Consider the following 18,656-nt stretch of genomic DNA (forward strand, 5'->3'; position numbering starts at 1 on the left):
ATTCCGAACCCGGAAGCTAAGCCTCACAGCGCCGATGGTACTGCAGGGGGGACCCTGTGGGAGAGTAGGACGCCGCCGAACAATTCTTCAGAGAAGCCCCCGCCGGGTGAACCGGACGGGGGTTTTTCTGTTGTAGGGTCAAGCTCAACGTGCATTGTCGTCACATGGTTCAGGAGGCCCCCGGGTGGAGGTCCAGGAGACGCGGGTCCAGACCGATCGCGTCCTCACCATCCCCAACATGCTCAGCATGGGCCGGCTGGTCGGCGTTCCGATCTTTCTCTGGCTCATCCTCTGGCCGGTCTTCGACGGCCCGAACAACGACGGCTGGGCACTGCTGATCCTGATGCTGAGCGGCGTCAGTGACTACCTGGACGGAAAGCTCGCCCGGCGGTGGGGGCAGATCAGCCGGGTGGGGCAGCTCCTCGATCCGCTGGCCGACCGGCTCTACATCTTCTCCACGCTCGTCGGATTGACCTGGCGTGAGATTCTGCCCTGGTGGGTGACGGCCATTCTGGTGGCCCGGGACGCTTTCATCACCGTCCTGCTGCCTATTCTCAACCGGCACGGTTACGGCCCGCTGCAGGTGAGCTTTCTGGGCAAGGCCGCGACCTTCAATCTGATGTACGCGTTTCCGCTCCTCCTGCTCGGTCGGTTGGACAGCTGGATCGCGCGGCCGGCCGAGGTCGTGAGCTGGGCGTTCATCTGGTGGGGCACGACCCTGTACTGGTGGGCCGCGATTCTTTACGCGGTTCAGGCGCGGCAGATCGTCCGGGCGAGCACGGCGGGCTCGGCGTCCACTGTCTGAGACGTGATCTGAGAGAAGTCCCACGCCGGGCCGGTGCGTCGGACGATATCTTCCGGGTAGAGAACCCTCTGGAACGGTTTGATGGACCTGCAGGTCCACCACCGCGAAGGAGGACGCACCCGTAATGAAAGCCGTAGTCATGGCAGGGGGCGAGGGCACCCGACTCCGCCCGATGACCTCCAGCATGCCGAAGCCACTGCTTCCGGTCGCGAATAGGCCGATCATGGAGCACGTGCTCCGGCTGCTGAAACGGCACGGTCTCTCCGACACCGTCGTGACCGTCCAGTTCCTGGCGTCGCTGGTCAAGAACTACTTCGGTGACGGTGAGGATCTGGGCATGCACCTCACGTATGCCCATGAGGAGACACCGCTCGGCACTGCGGGGAGTGTCAAGAACGCCGAGGACGCGTTGAAGGACGACTCCTTTCTGGTGATCTCCGGTGACGCGCTTACCGATTTCGACCTCACCGAACTGATCGAGTTCCACCGCAGCAAGAACGCACTGGTCACCGTCTGCCTCACCCGGGTGCCGAATCCCCTGGAGTTCGGCATCACGATCACCGACGAGGACGGCAAGGTCGAGCGCTTCCTGGAGAAGCCGACCTGGGGGCAGGTCTTCTCGGACACGGTGAACACCGGTATCTACGTGATGGAGCCCGAGGTCTTCGACTACGTCGCGGCCGGTGAGTCCGTCGACTGGTCGAGCGACGTCTTCCCGCAGCTGATGAAGGAGGGCAAGCGGATCTACGGCTACATCGCCGAGGGCTACTGGGAGGATGTGGGCACCCACGAGAGCTACGGGAAGGCCCAGGCGGACGTCCTGGAGGGCAAGGTCGACGTCGAGCTCGACGGGTTCGAGATCTCGCCCGGTGTCTGGGTGGCCGAGGGCGCCGAGGTGGACCCGGAGGCGGTGCTGCGCGGGCCGCTGTACATCGGGGACTACGCCAAGGTCGAGGCCGGCGTGGAGATCCGCGAGCACACCGTGCTGGGCAGCAACGTGGTCGTCAAGCGCGGTGCGTTCCTGCACAAGGCCGTCGTGCACGACAACGTGTACGTGGGGCCGCAGAGCAACCTGCGCGGCTGCGTGGTCGGCAAGAACACGGACGTGATGCGGGCCGCGCGGATCGAGGACGGCGCGGTGATCGGGGACGAGTGCCTGGTCGGCGAGGAGTCGATCATCGCGGCGAACGTCCGGGTCTACCCGTTCAAGACCATCGAGGCCGGCGCCGTGGTGAACACCTCGGTGATCTGGGAGTCCCGCGGCCAGGAGCACCTGTTCGGCGTCCGAGGCGTCTCGGGGATCCTGAACGTGGAGATCACCCCGGAGCTGGCCGTGCGGCTGGCCGGGGCGTACGCGACGACGCTCAAGAAGGGGGCGACCGTCACCATCGCGCGTGACCACTCGCGTGGTGCGCGTGCACTCAAACGGGCGATGATCTCGGGCCTCCAGACCTCGGCGATCGATGTCCGCGACCTGGAGAACGTGCCGATGCCGGTGGCCCGGCAGCACACGGCGCGGGGGAGCGCGGGCGGCATCTTCCTGCGGACCACGCCCGGGGTGCCGGACTCGCTGGACATCCTGTTCTTCGACGAGCGCGGCGCCGACCTCTCGCAGGCCGGGCAGCGCAAGCTCGACCGCGTGTACGCGCGCCAGGAGTTCCGGCGGGCCTTCCCCGGCGAGATCGGGGACCTGACCTTCCCGTCCAGCGTCTTCGACTCCTACGCCGGGAACCTGCTGCGGACGGTGGACACCACCGGGGTCCGGGAGGCCGGCCTGAAGGTGGTCGTGGACACCGCGCACGGCAGCGCCGGCCTGGTCCTGCCGAGCATCCTCGGCCGGCTCGGGGTGGAGGCGCTGTCCGTCTCCAGCGGGCTGGACGAGGCGCGGCCGACCGAGGACGCGGAGACCCGCCGGGCCGGGCTGGCCAGGCTCGGCGAGCTGGTGGCGTCGTCCCGGGCGGCCTTCGGGGTGCGCTTCGACCCGGTCGGCGAGCGGGTCGCGTTCGTCGACGAGCTGGGCCGGGTGATCGACGACGACCGGGCGCTGCTGGTCCTGCTGGACCTGGTCGCGGCCGAGCGACGCAGCGGGCAGGTGGCGCTGCCGGTGACCACGACCCGGATCGCCGAGCAGGTCGCGGCGTACCACGGCACCCAGGTCATCTGGACCACGACCACGCCGGACGACCTGGCGAAGGCGGCGTCGGCCGAGGGGACGGTGTTCGGCGGGGACGGGCGCGGCGGCTTCGTGGTGCCGGAGTTCAGCGGAGTGCTGGACGGTGCCGCGGCCTTCGTGCGGCTGGTCGGCCTGGTGGCGCGGACCCAGCTCACGCTGAGCCAGATCGACGCGCGCATCCCGCAGGCGCACATCCGGCGGCGGGACATCGCGACGCCGTGGGCGGCCAAGGGCATGGTGATGCGCTCGGTGGTCGAGGCGGCCGGCAGCCGGCAGCTGGACACCACGGACGGGGTCCGGGTGGTGGAGGCGGACGGGCGCTGGACGCTGGTGCTGCCGGACCCGGCCGAGGCGGTCACCCACCTGTGGGCGGAGGGGCCGGACGACGAGGCCACCGAGGCCCTGCTGGACGAGTGGGCGGCGGTGGTCGACGGCGCCGGGAGGTGACGGCCGCGGGGCGGGCACCGGTGGATCCGGGCGGCGCGCACGGCCCACCGAAGATCCACTGAAGTTCCACCGGAGGCGCATGAACGGCCCCGACCGGCGGGGCGCACGGCACGGCCCGTGCGCCCCGCTGTCCGGTTTCACCTCATTCGCAGGGATCCGTCACTTTCCGGCGTGTCCGCAGCTCAGGGGCCGTGCGTGGGCGACCGTGCCGACGTGGGACGATGGTCGGCATGCCAGCGACGCCGACACCGAGTGCACCGAACGGACGGTACAACCGTCCGGACGCCTCGATGTCCTTGCTGACCAACGTGATGGACCACGGCCTGGACGAGGGCTACGCCGAGGCGGCCGCCGCCCGGGGCGGTGCCCGCGACAGCCGGATACCCAGGACGGCCCGGGGCCTGCTGACGTTCGGCGCCGGGCTGGCGCTGGTCGGCGCGGTGGTGACGGTCGGCGCGGTGAACGCGCACAAGGCCGAGCCGACGCTGGCCAAGGAGCGCGACGCGCTGATCCACCGGATCAACGACAGCAACGGCTCGGCCGACCACCTCCAGAAGCAGGTCCAGGACCTGCGCCGCAAGGTCGACGACACCCAGCAGCAGGCACTCCCCTCCGGGGACGGCGACGCGGGCGCGATGGCCGGTGCGGTGGGCCTGGGCGAGGTGACCGGGCCGGGGGTGAAGCTGGTCCTGGAGGACGCGGCGGGGACCGGCCTCGGCGGGAACGTCGACCCCCGGGCCGGGCAGGGCTTCTCCAACAGCGGGCGACTGCGCGACCGCGACCTGCAGTTGGTGGTGAACGGCCTCTGGGGCGCCGGTGCCGAGGCCGTCTCGATCAACGGCCAGCGGCTGACCGCGCTCTCCGCGATCCGCGCCGCGGGCGAGGCGGTGCTGGTGGACAACCGGCCGCTCGTGCCGCCGTACACCGTCCTGGCGATCGGGGACGGGCCGAAGGTCCTCGACACCTTCGAGGGCGAGATGGCCGGGTCGTACCTGCGGCTGCTCCAGGAGAAGTACGGCATCAAGTCGACGCTCTCCGCGCAGAAGAGCCTGACGCTGCCGGCGGCGGTCGGGGTGACGCTGCGGTCCGCGCAGCCGGCCACCCCCGAGCCCACGCCGACGCCCACCGCGACCCCCTCGGCGACCCCGACCGATGTGTCGACGGCGACCCCGGGAACCCCGACGAGCCCGAGCGCGTCCGTCTCACCGTCCGCCAGTACGGGCGGCGGCTCGACCACCGGGCGGCGCACGCCGAGCGGGTCCGGGAAGACCACGTCCGCCCACTCGCCCACGACGGCCTCGACCGGGCCGTCCTCCGCAGGGACAGGAGCAGCTAGACCGTGATTGCCGTACTGGGTCTCGTGATCGGGGTGGTCGTCGGACTCTTCGTCCAGCCCGAGGTGCCGGACGCCGTGGTGCCGTACCTGCCGATCGCGGTGGTGGCGGCACTGGACGCCGTGTTCGGCGCCGTCCGCGCGATGCTGGACGGGATCTTCAACGACAAGGTGTTCGTCGTCTCGTTCCTGTCGAACGTGGTGGTCGCGGCGCTGATCGTGTTCCTGGGTGACCAGCTGGGCGTCGGCTCGCAGCTGTCCACCGGTGTGGTCGTCGTCCTCGGCATCCGCATCTTCTCCAACGCGGCCGCGATCCGGCGCCATGTCTTCCGCGCCTGAGACGGGCCGCCCGGCGGCGGACCCGAAGGAGAAGGAGCCGGCCGCCGGTCCGGCGGCCGAGGGGAGCGCGCCGAAGACGGCCGGGAAGACCGCTGCCGACGAGGTGGCGGTGGAGCCGGCCGAGGCGGAGCCGACCGCTGTGGCGGAGGAGGCCGAGGAGGCCGAGGAGGCCGTCGAGGCCGCCGCGGAGCCCGAGGAGGACCCGGCTGGGCCTGACGCCGCGGCGGCGCCCGAGGCCGGGCCGGAGCGGGATCCGAAGTCGGCGCCGAAGTCGAAGTTGGAGCCGGAGCCGGAGCCCGTGACGTCCGAGCCGGCCGCCGAGCGGACGCCCGTCGAGGCCGTGCGCGAGGCCCGGGCCGACGAGGTGTCGGAACCCGAGCCCGCGCCCGCGTCGGAACCCGAAGCCGGGGCCGAGCCCGAGCCCGTGGACGGGAACGCCGGGCGGCGGCGCCTGAAAGCGGCGCTCTGGCCGCCGCGGCTGTCGCGCGGGCAACTGGTGGTGGCGCTGCTGCTGTTCTCGCTCGGCCTGGGGCTGGCGATCCAGGTGCGCTCGACCAACGACCACCACAGCCAGCTGCGCGGGGCCCGTCAGGAGGACCTGGTCCGCATCCTCGACGAACTGGACAGCCGTCAGCAGCGTCTGCAACAGGAGAAGGCGGAACTGGAACAGTCCTTGGCGAAGCTGGAGAACAGCTCCAACCAGGCCAAGGAAGCCCAGGAGCAGACCAGGAAGAAGGCGACGGAGCTCGGCGTGCTCGCCGGCACCGTGAAGGCCACTGGTCCGGGCATCGTCCTGACGGTCGATGACCCCCAAGGGCTGGTGAAGGCAGATATGCTGCTGGACACCCTGCAGGAACTTCGAGCGGCGGGGGCGGAGGCGATTCAGATCAACGATGTGCGCGTGGTGGTCAACACCTACTTCACCGACCTGTCGGGCGGCGGGGTGCAGATCGACGGGAAGAAGGCCTCGGCGCCCTACCGGTTCACCGTCGTCGGGAACCCGCAGGACCTGGTGCCCGCGCTGAACATCCCGGGGGGCGTGGTCCGCACCCTGGAGAGCCACCAGGCGCGGGCGACGATCACCCAGCAGCAGAAGGTGGTCGTGGACGCCCTGGTGGACCTGAAGACGCCGCAGTACGCCAAGCCGGCCTCGAAGTGACGAGGCGCCTGGTGAACGGCCCGTCACGCGCGGGCGCCACCCGGTGCGGGGCGCCGTCGTCGCGTGGGCGAGACTGGTTCGTGCCGGTACTCAGCGGAGTGCCGGGACGCGCCGGAGCACCAACCACAGCACCAACCGTCGGAGTACCACTCCAGCAGGCCCCGGCCGCAGCCGGGCCCACAGCCTGTCCGAGGTTCTCACCCTGCCCCGCGGGCGGGTCTGTCACACGCAAGGGGATTCGCCCGTGAGTTTCTTCTCGAAGTTGTTCGGTCGCAACAAGAGCCGCGACGCGGCCGCCGTCGAGGCGCCCACCGCGCGGCACCGCCGACCCGAGGACGAGCCCGCCGTGCCGGGCATGCGCCCGGCCCCCGAGGCCGCGCCGTACGCGGGCCAGCAGCTGTTCCGGGACGGCGCCGCCGCCCAGTACGCGGGGAATCCCGCGGGCCACGGCGCGTCGGTTGACCCCTCCGGCGACCCGCGCATAGGTTTCCCGTCAGCACCCTCAACCTCTGGTGGAGGGTTTGCTCCGGACCCGTACGCCGGGCACAACCCGTCGGGTGTGCCGCGCCAGGAGGCTGTGAACATGGCTGGCCCCACTCCGTGCCCCAGGTGCGGCAACCAGAACCCGGCCGCGGCCCGCTTCTGCTCCAACTGCGGCACCGCGCTGCGCGGCGGGCTGCTGCCCGAGGGGGCGGCGGAGACCACCTCCACCATCTCGATCTCCGGCCTGGAGTCCTACGACCCCACCACCACGACCGGCACCGGCTCCACGCCGGCCCTTTCGGCCGAGGTGCTGTCGGCGATCGACGCCCTGCCGCCGGGCTCGGCGCTGCTGATCGTGCAGCGCGGCCCGAACTCGGGCAGCCGCTTCCTGCTGGACTCGGACGTCACCACCGCGGGTCGCCACCCGCAGGGCGACATTTTCCTGGACGACTTCACGGTCTCGCGCCGCCACGTGGAGTTCCGCCGCACGCCGGCCGGCTTCAGCGTCGCGGACGTGGGCAGCCTCAACGGCACCTACGTGAACCGGGAGCGGATCGACGAGGTGCCGCTGAACAACGGCGACGAGGTCCAGATCGGGAAGTACCGGCTGGTGTTCTTCGCCGGCCACAACCGGGGGTACTGAAACCAACGTCGGCAGGAGCCCGAGTGAATACGAATACCCCTTCCTCTTCTCTCGGGGCGGCCACCCCTGCGTCGTCGTCCGGTCCGCAGACGGACCGGGGCGGGCGCGGGGTGGTCGCGGGCCCCAGGCAGCCGGTCCGCGCGGAGCGGTCCGGCGGGCGGCGGCGCGGCTCGGACGAGCTGCTGAGCATCGGTGCGGTGCTGGCCTTCCTGCGCGACGACTTCCCCGAGGTCACCATCTCCAAGATCCGCTTCCTGGAGGCGGAGGGGCTGGTCGAGCCTCAGCGCACGCCCTCGGGGTACCGCAAGTTCAGCCCGGCCGACGTCGAGCGGCTGGCGTACGTGCTGCGGATGCAGCGCGACCACTACCTCCCGCTGCGGGTGATCCGCGAGCACCTGGACGCGATCGAGCGCGGGGAGAGCCCGCCCGCGCTGCCCTCCGCCGCCGACGCCCGGCCGGGTCCGCTGGAGGAGGCGGACCGCGAACTGGTCGCCTCGGCCGACGCCTCCGCCGGGGTCCGGCTCGGGCGTGCCGAACTGCTCGCCGCCGCCGAGGCGGGGGAGCGGGACCTGGCGGAGTGGGAGGCCTACGGGCTGCTCGCGCCCGGGCCGGACGGCGGCTACGACGGCGAGGCGCTGCAGGTGGCCCGGCTGGTCGCGGAGCTCGGCCGGTACGGGCTGGAGCCGCGGCACCTGCGGGCCATGAAGGCGGCGGCGGACCGCGAGATCGCGCTGGTCGAGCAGGTGGTGGCGCCGCTGCGCCGGCATCGGAACCCGCAGACCAGGGCGCACGCGGAGGCCACCGCGCGGGAGCTGGCCACCCTGTCGGTGCGGCTGCACGCGGCGATGGTGCAGGCCGGACTGCGGACCCACGGGTAGTGCCGCGCCGCCGGCGCGGCGCGCTGACCAGCGGCGTCGGTCCTGCGCTTTCATATCCGGGGTCGGAGCCATAGGGTTGCGTGTGTGAATGAGCTCGACGTCGTGGGTGTCCGAGTGGAGATGCCTTCCAGCCAGCCGATCGTGCTGCTGCGGGAGGTCGGGGGAGATCGGTACCTGCCGATCTGGATCGGCCCCGGCGAGGCGACCGCGATCGCCTTCGCCCAGCAGGGCATGACGCCGGTGCGCCCGCTGACGCACGACCTGTTCAAGGACGTCCTGGAGGCGCTCGGCCAGCAGCTCACCGAGGTGCGGATCACCGACCTCCGGGAGGGCGTGTTCTACGCCGAGCTGGTGTTCGCCGGCGGGGTCGAGGTGAGCGCCCGGCCGTCCGACGCGATAGCGCTGGCCCTGCGGACCGGTACGCCGATCTATGGCAGCGAGGAGGTGCTCGCCGAGGCGGGCATCGCGATCCCGGACGAGCAGGAGGACGAGGTGGAGAAGTTCCGCGAGTTCCTCGACCAGGTGTCGCCGGAGGACTTCGGCGGGAGCGGCCCGCAGTAGGACGGGCGGGCGCGGTGCGGCCGGGGGTCGGCCGTTTTGCCAAAAGCCGTCCACCTACCCACACTAGGGGCACGAAAAACCACTCTTCTGAGTGAGGTGGTTTGCCCGGCCCGGCGTGGCGATCGTTGACGGGTCATAGGGGACTGCCTACCGTCAGGAGTGGCTGTCCGGGTGGCCGATGCCCGCAGTCGGGTTGCCCGCAGCACACGTGGACGGAGGTAGGTATGAGCAGCACCGGCGATGACGCGGTCGTGGGAGGCCTGTGCGCCCTGCACCTCCCGCGCACCGCCAGCACCGTGACCGACCTGCCCCGGCTGGGCAGGTTCCCCGCCGTACAGGCCGGCCAGCCCGCCATCGAGCAGCTGCCGCCGACCTCCGAACTGCTGGGCTTCCGCGGGCCGACCGCGTGCGCGGCGGCCGGCATCACGTACCGCCAGCTGGACTACTGGGCCCGTACCGGGCTGCTGGAGCCGAGCGTCCGGACGGCGTACCCGGCGACCAGCCAGCGGCTCTACAGCTTCCGCGACGTGCTGCTGCTGAAGATCGTCAAGCGGCTGCTGGACGCGGGCGTCTCCTTGCAGAACATCCGGGTGGCCGTCGCCCATCTGCAGGCCGCCGAGCAGGCCGACCTGGCCGGGCTGACGCTGATGTGCGACGGCGCGACGGTCTACGAGTGCACCACGCCGCAGCAGGTGGTCGACCTGCTGAAGGGCGGTCAGGGGGTCTTCGGCATCGCGGTCGGGGCGGTCTGGCAGGAGCTGGAGCTGGTCCTCGGACGGCTGCACGCGGAGCGGACCGACACCGGCGAGACGCTGGTCGGCAACGACCCGGCAGACGAACTCGCCCAGCGCCGCAACCGGGCGGTCTGAGCACACGTCACGACGAGGCCGTGGGGCCCGCCGGGGGGCCCGGCGGGCCCCCCGCCCCGGGGGGGGGTGCGGGGGGGGGGGGGCGGGGGGGGGGGGGGGGGGGGGGGCCGCGGGGGGGGGGGGGGGGGGAGCGGGCCCCCCCCCCCCCCCCCCCCCCCCCCCGGGGGGGCCCCCCCCCCCCCCCCCGGGGGGGGGGGGCCCGGGGGGGCCCCCCGCCCCCCCCCACGGCCTCGTCGTCGTTTCCGGTGGAGCGATCGAGGGAGGGCGTGTGGGGGGCGGCACGGCGATGGCGGGTCTGCTGAGACGCAGGGCCGGCCTGCTGCGGATCCGGCTGCGGCAGCGGCGGACGCAGCGCAGGGTCTTCCAGCTGGCGACGGTGCTCTGCTCGCTGGCGCTGGCGCCGAGCGCCTGGCTGTGGTTCGCGGCCGGGGATCGGGTCGGCACCGTGGAGAGCGCGCCGTCCGCGCCGGTGGCGGTGGTGTTCGGCGCCGGGCTCGACCAGGGCCGGCCCTCGCCGTACCTGGAGCACCGGCTGGTGGCCGCGCTGGACCTGTACCGGGAGGGGAAGGTGCAGGCCATCCTGGTCACCGGCGACAACGGGCGGATCGAGTACGACGAGCCGGACGCGATGTACCGCTACCTGACCGAGCACGGGGTGCCGGGGACGCGGGTGGTGCGGGACTACGCGGGCTTCGACACCTGGAACTCCTGCACCCGGGCGCACCGGATCTTCGGGGTGGACCGGGCGGTGCTGGTGAGCCAGGACTTCCACGTCCGGCGGGCGCTGGCGCTGTGCGAGGCGGCGGGCATCCGGTCGTACGCGGTCGCGGTGCCGGAGTTGCACGACGAGACCTGGCTGTACGGCGGGCTGCGGGAGGTGGCCGGGGCCGGGAAGGCGGCGTTCAGCGCGCTGGTTCAGCCCGACCCGGTGTTCCTCGGGCCCACGGAGGACGGCATCCCGAAGGCGCTGGCGGCGGCCGCGGAGCGGTAGACCCGGGCCGGGTTCGACCGCGTTGTCGTACCCGTGCGCGATGATCAGCGGGTGCGGTCTCTGCCGAGCATCATCCACCTCGACATGGACGCCTTCTTCGCGGCGGTGGAGCAGGCGGCCAAGCCGAGCCTGCGCGGCAAGCCGGTGATCGTGGGCGGGCTCGGTGGGCGCGGGGTGGTGGCCACGGCCTCGTACGAGGCGCGCCGGTTCGGGGTGCACTCGGCGATGCCGATGGCGCAGGCGCGCCGGCTGTGCCCGAACGCGGCGTTCCTGGCCGGGCGGTTCGAGGCGTACCGGCAGAACAGCGAGATCGTGATGGGGCTGCTGCGCGAACTGTCGCCGCTGGTGCAGCCGTTGAGCCTGGACGAGGCCTTCGTGGACCTGGCGGCCGGGCCGTACGGGCCGGCGCTGGCGGAGGCCGACCACGCGACCGGTGAGCGGCTGGTGCTGGCCATCGGGGAGGACCTGCGGGCGGACATCCACCGGCTGACCGGGCTGACCGGTTCGGTGGGTGCGGCTGGCTCCAAGCTGATGGCGAAGATCGCCTCCGAGCGGGCCAAGCCGGACGGGCTGGTGCTGATCGAGCCCGGGCAGGAGAAGGCCGTGCTCGGGCCGATGCCGGTCCGGGCACTGCCCGGGATCGGGCCGGCCACCGAGCAGGTACTGCGGCGGGCCGGGCTGACCCTGGTGGCCGACCTGGCGGAGGCGGGGGAGGCGGAGCTGGTCGCGCTGGTCGGGCGGGCGCACGGCGCCGGGATCCACCAGATGGCGATAGGCCTGGACGAGCGGCCGGTGGTGGCGGACCAGGACGCCAAGTCCGTGTCGGTGGAGGACACCTACGAGGTGGACCTGGCCGACCGCGAGCGGGTGCTGCGCGAGGTGGAGGCGCTGGCCGTCCGGTGCGTGCGGCGGCTGCGGGCGGCCGGGCGCTCGGGGCGGACGGTGGTGCTCAAGGTGCGGCGGTTCGACTTCTCGACGCTGACCCGCTCCGAGACGCTGGGCGGCCCCACGGACGACGAGGCGGTGGTCGTCGCGACGGCGCGGCGGCTGGCCGAGCAGGTCGACATCACCGGCGGGGTGCGGCTGCTCGGTGTCGGGGTGGCCCAGCTCGCCGACTACACCCAGGAGGACCTGTTCGCCCAGGCGCAGCGGGAGGAGGCGGCGGAGCAGGCGGAGAAGGGGGCCGCGGCCGAGGAGGCGGAGGAGGAGCCGGAGGCCGTCGTGGTGCGGCGCTGGCTGCCCGGGCAGGACGTCCGGCACACCGAGTTCGGGCCGGGGTGGGTGCAGGGCAGCGGCGTGGGCCGGGTCACCGTGCGGTTCGAGACGCCGTGGAGCGGGCCGGGGCGGGTGCGGACCTTCGCGGTCGACGACCCGGCGCTGGAGGCCGCCCGGCCGCTGCCGCTGCGGCGGCCGGAGGAGGGGGCCGACGAGGGGGCCGATGCGGGGGAGTGAAACGCGAAGCGGCCCCGCCCGGTGGGGGAGTACCGGGTGGGGCCGCGTTCACCGTGCCGGCTCTCGGGCGGTCGTGATGCCCTCACGACGGTCCGCGGGCCGGGCCGCCGCGCCCTGTCCCGGAGCGCGGCGGCCGGACGCCCTGGTCAGGCGTCGGTCTTGACCAGCGTGTCGCTGGGCTCCCGCTGCGCCGTGCCGGCGACGACGGTGGCCGGCTTGACGCTGCGGATCAGGAAGGGGACGACGCCAGCGACGACGCAGACCACGGCGGCGGTCCAGAACGCGTGCTTGAAGGCGTCCAGGGTGGGCAGCGACAGCGGGATCTGCGGCGGCAGCTTCATGGTGTCGCCGGTCAGGATCGCGGCCATCACGGCGGTGCCGATCGCGCCGCCGACGGTGCGCAGCACGGAGTTCATGCCGTTGGCGATGCCGCTCTGCTCGACCGGGACGGCGCCGTTGATGTAGGCGGGCATCGCCGAGAAGGCGAGGCCGATGCCGAGGCCGAAGATCGCCGAGGCGGTGTAGATGTCGCCCTCGGCGCTGTGCCGCAGGGCCAGGTAGGCCATCGAGATGGCGCCGAGCACGCCGCCGGCGACGAGCGGCAGGCGCGGGCCGCGGCGGGCGATCAGCAGGGCGCCGAGCGGGGCGGCGACCATCGAGCCGATCGCGGACGGCAGCAGCATGATGCCGGCGTGCAGGACGGTGGCGGTGAAGCCGTAGTGGGTGATCACCGCGGGCGCCTGGGCGAAGTTGCTGATGACCATGAACGAGCCGTACATGCCGAAGCCGATCAGCAGGCCGGCGAGGTTGGTGAAGGCGACGGCCGGGCGGGACATCATCTTCATGTCGACCAGCGGGTGCGCGACCTTGGTCTCGATGATCCCCCAGACCAGGGCGACCACGGCGGCGACGGCGAACAGGCCGAGGGTCTTGGTCGACGTCCAGCCCCAGTGGTTGCCCTGGCTGACCGCGACCAGCAGTGCGGAGAGCCAGCCGGCCAGGGTGATGGCGCCGAGCGGGTCGGCGCCGCCTTCCTTGTCGGTGACCGGGTCGGACGGGACGCGGATGGCGACCAGGGCGACCGCGATCAGGCCGAAGAGCAGGCCCATCCAGAAGATCGACTTGTAGTTCCAGTGCTCCAGCAGGAGACCGGTGGCGACCAGGCCGAGGCCGGAGCCGACGCCCATCGAGGCGCTGATGGCGGCGACGCCGCCGGTGACCTTCTGCTTGGGCAGCTCGTCGCGGACGATGCTGATCGCCAGCGGCATCACGCCACCGCCGGCGCCCTGCAGGACGCGGGCGACGACCAGCCAGGTGAAGGAGTGCGTGCAGACGGCCAGCGCCGAGCCGGCGACCAGGCCGACCAGCGAGATCAGCAGCATGGGCTTACGGCCCCGCAGGTCGCCGAAGCGGCCCAGGAGGGGAGTCAGCACAGCGGCGGAGAGCAGGTTGGCGGTCATCAGCCAGGTGATGCTGGAGGCCGAGACGCTCAGTTCCTTGGCCAGCGAGGGCAGGATCGGGACGACCGCGGTCTGCACCACGCTGAACGACAGCATCGCCAGGATGAGGGCCGGCAGGACCCGGGCGCTGCTCTGCTTCTCGGCCGCGGTGGTGGGCTGGGGTGCCTCACTCACGGTTGCTTCCTCCCGTACATAGTGAATGAACTGAAGTAACGATGCTGTAGATACTTCATAGTGTCAAATATCGAGCGGTTAAGCTTTGGCAAAGGAGAACGGCCGGACGCTCCGCGGGCGCACGGCGAAGGGCCCCGGACGACGTCCGGGGCCCTTCGTTGCCGGGGTGGAGACGCTAGGAGAGCGGCCTCATCGCCGCCGGGCGGGGGGCCTCGGCAGCCCCGGCGGCGGCCGCTGCCGGGGTGTCGTCGTGCACCTCGACCTGCTCGCGGCGCAGCTCCTCCCGGACCACCTCCTCCGCCGTGTAGCGCTCGACCACCAGGCGGACCCGCTCGATCGGGGCGAGGTACTTGCGGACCACCAGGCGCTCCTCGCGCAGGGTGACCTCCTCCACGGCCTCGGCGATCTCCTTCTCCGTCAGCGAGGCGCGCTCGGTCTCGCTCACCGGCATCCGCTCGACCCGGACGCGCTCGCGGACCACCGGCACGCGGCGCTCGATCTGCTCGCTGGTCACGTACTTGCGCAGCTTCGCGGTGCCCACCGCGTGCCACTCGGTAGTGATGTCCAGCCGCTCCTCGCGGCAGGTGATCTCCACCGGGCCGCTGGGCGCGGAGGTGGCCGCCCCGGCCGGGCGCTCGGGGGCGGTGGCGGCGGGGGCGGTGTGAGCGGTGTGGGCGGGAGCGGCACCGGTACCGGTACCGGTCGGTGCCGGCTGCGGCTTGGGTTCGACCGCCGGGGCGGTGGCGGCGGGCGCGGGGGTGGCGGCGGGCGCGGGGGTGCTGAGGGTCCGCACGGTGGCCTCCGGGGCGGTGCTGGCGGTCGAGGGGGTGGTGGTCTTGGCCGCGACGGCCGCGGCGGGTTCGGGAGCGTGGGGTTCGACGGAGCGGAAGGCGAGCGGCCGGGCGGTCGCGGCGGCGGCCGCCGCGGTGGTGCCGAAGTCGAGGTCGGGCTGCGCCGTGCGGACCGGCTCGGCGGCCGCCGGGCGGCCGTCCACCGGGGTGTCCAGGCCGTAGTAGCGGTACAGCTGGAGCTCCTGGGCGGGCGACAGGTGCTGGCCGACGCCGAAGTCCGGCGACTCCTTGACCAGCGACTTGTCGTACGGAACCCGGAGCTCCTCGCCGGAGAACTCGCTGGTGGTGAGCGGGACGAAGGCGTCCCGGCCGAAGATGCCGGTCCGGACGGCGGCCCACTCGGGTCGGCCGGTGGCGTCGTCCAGGTACACCTCGTCGACGGTGCCGATCTTGTCTCCGTTGCGGTCGACCGCCTTGTGGCCGATGAGGTCCCGGGGGTCGATGTCGGTCTGCACTCTTTCCTCCAGTGCGCTGCGCCTGCGGAACTCCCGCAGGTACGGCGGCCGGAGCTCCCCGCCCGTCCGCCACTTCACACCAAAAGCCATCTATCGGACGGGCGCGACCGGGGTGCGTCCGGACGGGCTGCCCGCTGGGCCGTCCGGGGGCCCTCATGCCACGCGCGTAGACCCCGAGTGACCTGACACACCCGTGATCGGGAGGCCTCCCGCTGGTACCCTGGGCCCCGACCGCCGAGCCCGCGCGGGAGAGTCCCCGCCCGCGAAAACCGCTGGTAGGGGCGCCGAAGGAGCAACTCCTCCCCGGAATCTCTCAGGCATCAGTACCGTGCGGGATAGGTCACTCTGGAAAGCAGGGCAGGAGCGTCGGCGCGGGAGCCGGCGACCACCACCCTCACCGACGGTGCAAGCCGACGGAGCGCCACAGCGCGACGTGCGGGCGAAGCTCTCAGGTCCCGATGACAGAGGGGGAGGCCTGTCGGGTGCGTCCGCCCACGGCCCTTCCGCTGTCCGCAGCGGTGAAGGCCGGCCGGCGTGCGCACCCCCCGCCGGTCCGTGACCAGGAGGCCTCGACCACCATGAACGCCCAGCCGAACGCGGGACGCCCCACCGGCGCCTCGACCCTCACCGAGCTTGAGCTGGCCAGCCCCTTCGAGAACCGCCACATCGGCCCCGACGCCGCGGCGCAGGAGAAGATGCTGGCGTCCGTGGGCTACGGCTCGCTGGACGAGCTCGCCGCCACCGCCGTTCCCGAGGCGATCCGCTCCATCACCGCCCTGGACCTGCCCGCCGGGCGCACCGAGGCCGAGGTGCTGGCCGAGCTGCGCGAGCTGGCCGGCCGCAACCGGGTGCTCCAGCCGATGATCGGCCTGGGCTACTACGGCACCTTCACCCCGCCGGTGATCCTGCGCAACGTCATGGAGAACCCGGCCTGGTACACCGCCTACACGCCGTACCAGCCGGAGATCTCGCAGGGCCGCCTGGAGGCGCTGCTCAACTTCCAGACCGTGGTCTCCGACCTGACCGGTCTGCCCACCTCCGGCTCCTCGCTGCTGGACGAGGGCACCGCGGCCGCCGAGGCGATGTCGCTCGCCCGCCGCGTCACCAAGGTCAAGGGTGGCGTCTTCCTGGTCGACGCCGAGACCCTGCCGCAGACCGTCGCGGTGATCAACACCCGTGCCGTGCCGACCGGTGTCGAGGTCGTCGTCGCCGACCTGTCCGCGGGCATCCCGGCCGAGATCGCCGAGCGCGGCGTCTTCGGCGTGCTGCTCCAGTACCCGGGCGCCACCGGCGTGGTCCGCGACCTCACCCCGGTGATCGAGCAGGCGCACGGCCTGGGCGCGATCGTCGCCGTCGCCGCCGACCTGCTGGCCCTCACCCTGCTCAAGTCGCCGGGCGAGCTCGGCGCCGACATCGCGTGTGGCACCTCGCAGCGCTTCGGCGTCCCGATGGGCTTCGGCGGCCCGCACGCCGGCTACCTGTCGGTGCGCGCCGAGTACGCCCGCTCGCTGCCCGGCCGCCTGGTCGGCGTCTCCGTCGACGCGGACGGCAACCGCGCCTACCGCCTGGCGCTGCAGACCCGCGAGCAGCACATCCGCCGCGAGAAGGCCACCAGCAACATCTGCACCGCCCAGGTGCTGCTCGCCGTGATGGCCTCGATGTACGCCGTCTACCACGGCCCGGACGGCCTGGCCGACATCGCCCGCCGCACCCACCGCTACGCCGCCGCCCTCGCCGAGGGCCTGCGGGCCGGTGGCGTCGAGCTGCTGCACGGCGAGTTCTTCGACACCGTCACCGCCGTGGTGCCGGGCCGCGCCGCCGAGATCGCCGAGGCCGCCCGCGCCCAGGGCATCAACGTGTACCAGGACGGCGCGGACCGGATCTCGGTCTCCACCGACGAGACCACCACGCGCGAGCACCTGGCCGGCGTCTGGGCCGCGTTCGGCGTCCCCGCCGTCGAGGTCGCCGAGAGCGCCGACACGCTGCCCGCCGTGCTGCTGCGCGAGGACGAGTACCTGACCCACCCGGTCTTCCACAGCCACCGCTCGGAGACCGCCATGCTGCGCTACCTGCGCCGCCTGTCGGACCGGGACTACGCGCTGGACCGCGGCATGATCCCGCTGGGCTCCTGCACCATGAAGCTCAACGCGACCACCGAGATGGAGGCGGTCACCTGGCCCGAGTTCGGCCAGCTGCACCCCTTCGCGCCGATCGAGCAGGCCCAGGGCTACCTAACCCTGATCCGCCAGCTGGAGCAGCAGCTCGTCGAGGTCACCGGCTACGACGCCGTCTCGATCCAGCCGAACGCCGGCTCCCAGGGCGAGCTGGCCGGCCTGCTGGCCGTCCGCGCCTACCACCACGCCAACGGCGACACCCAGCGCGACGTCTGCCTGATCCCCTCCTCGGCGCACGGCACCAACGCCGCCTCCGCGGTGATGGCCGGCATGCGCGTGGTCGTGGTCAAGACCCTGGTCGACGGCGACGTGGACGTCGACGACCTGAAGGCCAAGATCGAGCAGCACCGCGACAACCTCGCCGTGCTGATGGTCACCTACCCGTCGACCCACGGCGTGTACGAGACCCAGATCACCGAGATCTGCGCCCTGGTGCACGAGGCCGGCGGCCAGGTGTACGTCGACGGTGCCAACCTGAACGCCCTGGTCGGCCTCGCCAAGCCGGGCAAGTTCGGCGCGGACGTCTCGCACCTGAACCTGCACAAGACCTTCTGCATCCCGCACGGCGGTGGCGGCCCGGGCGTCGGCCCGGTCGCGGTGCGCGCCCACCTGGCGCCGTACCTGCCGAACCACCCGCTGCAGGAGGAGGCCGGCCCGGCCACCGGCGTCGGCCCGATCTCGGCCGCGCCGTGGGGCTCGGCGGCGATCCTGCCGATCTCCTGGGCGTACGTCCGGCTGATGGGCGGCGAGGGCCTGAAGCACGCGACCCAGGTCGCCGTGCTGAACGCCAACTACATCGCCAAGCGCCTCGCCCCGCACTTCCCGGTGCTCTACACCGGCCCGGGCGGGCTGGTCGCGCACGAGTGCATCATCGACCTGCGCCCGCTGACCAAGGAGACGGGCGTGACGGTGGACGACATCGCGAAGCGCCTGATCGACTACGGGTTCCACGCGCCGACGATGTCCTTCCCGGTGGCCGGCACGCTGATGATCGAGCCGACCGAGTCCGAGGACCTGCACGAGATCGACCGCTTCTGCGAGGCGATGATCGCGATCCGCGGCGAGATCGACAAGGTCGGCTCGGGCGAGTGGGCGGCCGAGGACAACCCGCTGCGCAACGCCCCGCACACCGCCGCCTCGCTGGCCGGCGACTGGGCGCACGGCTACGCGCGGCAGGAGGCCGTCTTCCCGGCCGGCGTGAACCCGGCGGACAAGTACTGGCCGCCGGTGAGCCGGATCGACGGCGCGTACGGCGACCGCAACCTGGTCTGCTCCTGCCCGCCGCTGGACGAGTACGGCGTCTGATCGACCGACAGGCTGATCGGCTGACGGGCTGACGGGCTGATCGGCTGACGGGCTGATCGGCGACGGGCCGATCGGTACGGACACGAGGCAGGGCCCCGGCGAAA

General features: G+C 72.5%; 14 protein-coding genes, 1 rRNA gene and 1 riboswitch. Of the genes, 13 read left to right on the top strand and 2 right to left on the bottom strand.

Annotated elements, in window-relative coordinates; genetic code table 11:
• From rrf to ACPC54_RS27495, 12 genes are all read left to right on the top strand, one after another.
• A 5S ribosomal RNA gene (rrf, locus tag ACPC54_RS27440) occupies positions 1-81 on the top strand; the annotation flags it as partial.
• A gap of 103 nt (positions 82-184) precedes the next feature.
• On the top strand, positions 185-805 hold the full coding sequence (clsA, locus tag ACPC54_RS27445) for a cardiolipin synthase ClsA (RefSeq protein WP_498968535.1): 621 nt from the start codon (positions 185-187) through the stop codon (positions 803-805).
• A gap of 124 nt (positions 806-929) precedes the next feature.
• Positions 930-3,425 (top strand): sugar phosphate nucleotidyltransferase, encoded by a 2,496-nt coding sequence (locus ACPC54_RS27450; protein ID WP_498968536.1) that lies wholly within the window; start codon positions 930-932, stop codon positions 3,423-3,425.
• Positions 3,426-3,715: 290 nt separating this feature from the next.
• Complete coding sequence (locus ACPC54_RS27455) at positions 3,716-4,768, top strand: DUF881 domain-containing protein (RefSeq protein WP_498968538.1); 1,053 nt, start codon at positions 3,716-3,718, stop codon at positions 4,766-4,768.
• On the top strand, positions 4,765-5,097 hold the full coding sequence (locus ACPC54_RS27460) for a small basic family protein (RefSeq protein ID WP_045697923.1): 333 nt from the start codon (positions 4,765-4,767) through the stop codon (positions 5,095-5,097). The genes ACPC54_RS27455 and ACPC54_RS27460 overlap by 4 nt, the downstream gene beginning before the upstream one ends.
• Positions 5,081-6,256, top strand: a complete 1,176-nt coding sequence (locus tag ACPC54_RS27465) for a DUF881 domain-containing protein (protein WP_498968539.1) — start codon at positions 5,081-5,083, stop codon at positions 6,254-6,256. Before ACPC54_RS27460 ends, ACPC54_RS27465 begins: the two co-directional genes overlap by 17 nt.
• A gap of 244 nt (positions 6,257-6,500) precedes the next feature.
• Positions 6,501-7,382, top strand: a complete 882-nt coding sequence (locus ACPC54_RS27470) for a double zinc ribbon and FHA domain-containing protein (RefSeq protein WP_498968541.1) — start codon at positions 6,501-6,503, stop codon at positions 7,380-7,382.
• 182 nt (positions 7,383-7,564) lie between these two features.
• A complete protein-coding gene (ftsR, locus tag ACPC54_RS27475; RefSeq protein WP_498968695.1) occupies positions 7,565-8,260 on the top strand; it encodes a transcriptional regulator FtsR in 696 nt (231 codons plus the stop codon).
• An 84-nt stretch (positions 8,261-8,344) separates the two neighbouring features.
• Positions 8,345-8,821 (top strand): bifunctional nuclease family protein, encoded by a 477-nt coding sequence (locus ACPC54_RS27480; RefSeq protein ID WP_402972498.1) that lies wholly within the window; start codon positions 8,345-8,347, stop codon positions 8,819-8,821.
• A 224-nt stretch (positions 8,822-9,045) separates the two neighbouring features.
• Complete coding sequence (locus tag ACPC54_RS27485) at positions 9,046-9,690, top strand: MerR family transcriptional regulator (protein WP_498968542.1); 645 nt, start codon at positions 9,046-9,048, stop codon at positions 9,688-9,690.
• Between the two features lie 286 nt (positions 9,691-9,976).
• A complete protein-coding gene (locus tag ACPC54_RS27490) occupies positions 9,977-10,681 on the top strand; it encodes a SanA/YdcF family protein (RefSeq protein WP_498968697.1) in 705 nt (234 codons plus the stop codon).
• A 51-nt stretch (positions 10,682-10,732) separates the two neighbouring features.
• Positions 10,733-12,133 carry a DNA polymerase IV gene (locus tag ACPC54_RS27495; protein WP_498968543.1) on the top strand — a complete coding sequence of 467 codons (1,401 nt, stop codon included), beginning with the start codon at positions 10,733-10,735 and terminating at the stop codon, positions 12,131-12,133.
• A gap of 146 nt (positions 12,134-12,279) precedes the next feature.
• Here ACPC54_RS27495 and ACPC54_RS27500 read toward each other — a convergent pair whose 3' ends face one another.
• Entirely contained in the window at positions 12,280-13,767 is a 1,488-nt protein-coding gene (locus ACPC54_RS27500; protein ID WP_498968545.1) for an MFS transporter, read from the bottom strand.
• 175 nt (positions 13,768-13,942) lie between these two features.
• A complete protein-coding gene (locus ACPC54_RS27505; RefSeq protein WP_498968546.1) occupies positions 13,943-15,163 on the bottom strand; it encodes a PRC and DUF2382 domain-containing protein in 1,221 nt (406 codons plus the stop codon).
• Between the two features lie 145 nt (positions 15,164-15,308).
• Positions 15,309-15,412, top strand: a riboswitch (glycine riboswitch).
• A gap of 239 nt (positions 15,413-15,651) precedes the next feature.
• On the opposite strand from ACPC54_RS27505, the gene gcvP reads away from it, so the two are divergent.
• Positions 15,652-18,552 carry an aminomethyl-transferring glycine dehydrogenase gene (gene gcvP / locus ACPC54_RS27510; RefSeq protein WP_498968548.1) on the top strand — a complete coding sequence of 967 codons (2,901 nt, stop codon included), beginning with the start codon at positions 15,652-15,654 and terminating at the stop codon, positions 18,550-18,552.
• Positions 18,553-18,656 lie beyond the last annotated feature (104 nt).

Source organism: Kitasatospora sp. NPDC094028 (assembly GCF_049543595.1).
Lineage (GTDB): Bacteria > Actinomycetota > Actinomycetes > Streptomycetales > Streptomycetaceae > Kitasatospora.

Coding starts and splice junctions, on each gene's coding strand:
- ACPC54_RS27505 (WP_498968546.1), bottom strand. CDS start 15,163: ATGGCTTTTGGTGTGAAGTGGCGGACGGGCGGGGAGCTCCGGCCGCCG.
- ACPC54_RS27490 (WP_498968697.1), top strand. CDS start 9,977: ATGGCGGGTCTGCTGAGACGCAGGGCCGGCCTGCTGCGGATCCGGCTG.
- ACPC54_RS27465 (WP_498968539.1), top strand. CDS start 5,081: ATGTCTTCCGCGCCTGAGACGGGCCGCCCGGCGGCGGACCCGAAGGAG.
- ACPC54_RS27485 (WP_498968542.1), top strand. CDS start 9,046: ATGAGCAGCACCGGCGATGACGCGGTCGTGGGAGGCCTGTGCGCCCTG.
- gcvP (WP_498968548.1), top strand. CDS start 15,652: ATGAACGCCCAGCCGAACGCGGGACGCCCCACCGGCGCCTCGACCCTC.
- ACPC54_RS27455 (WP_498968538.1), top strand. CDS start 3,716: ATGTCCTTGCTGACCAACGTGATGGACCACGGCCTGGACGAGGGCTAC.
- ACPC54_RS27450 (WP_498968536.1), top strand. CDS start 930: ATGAAAGCCGTAGTCATGGCAGGGGGCGAGGGCACCCGACTCCGCCCG.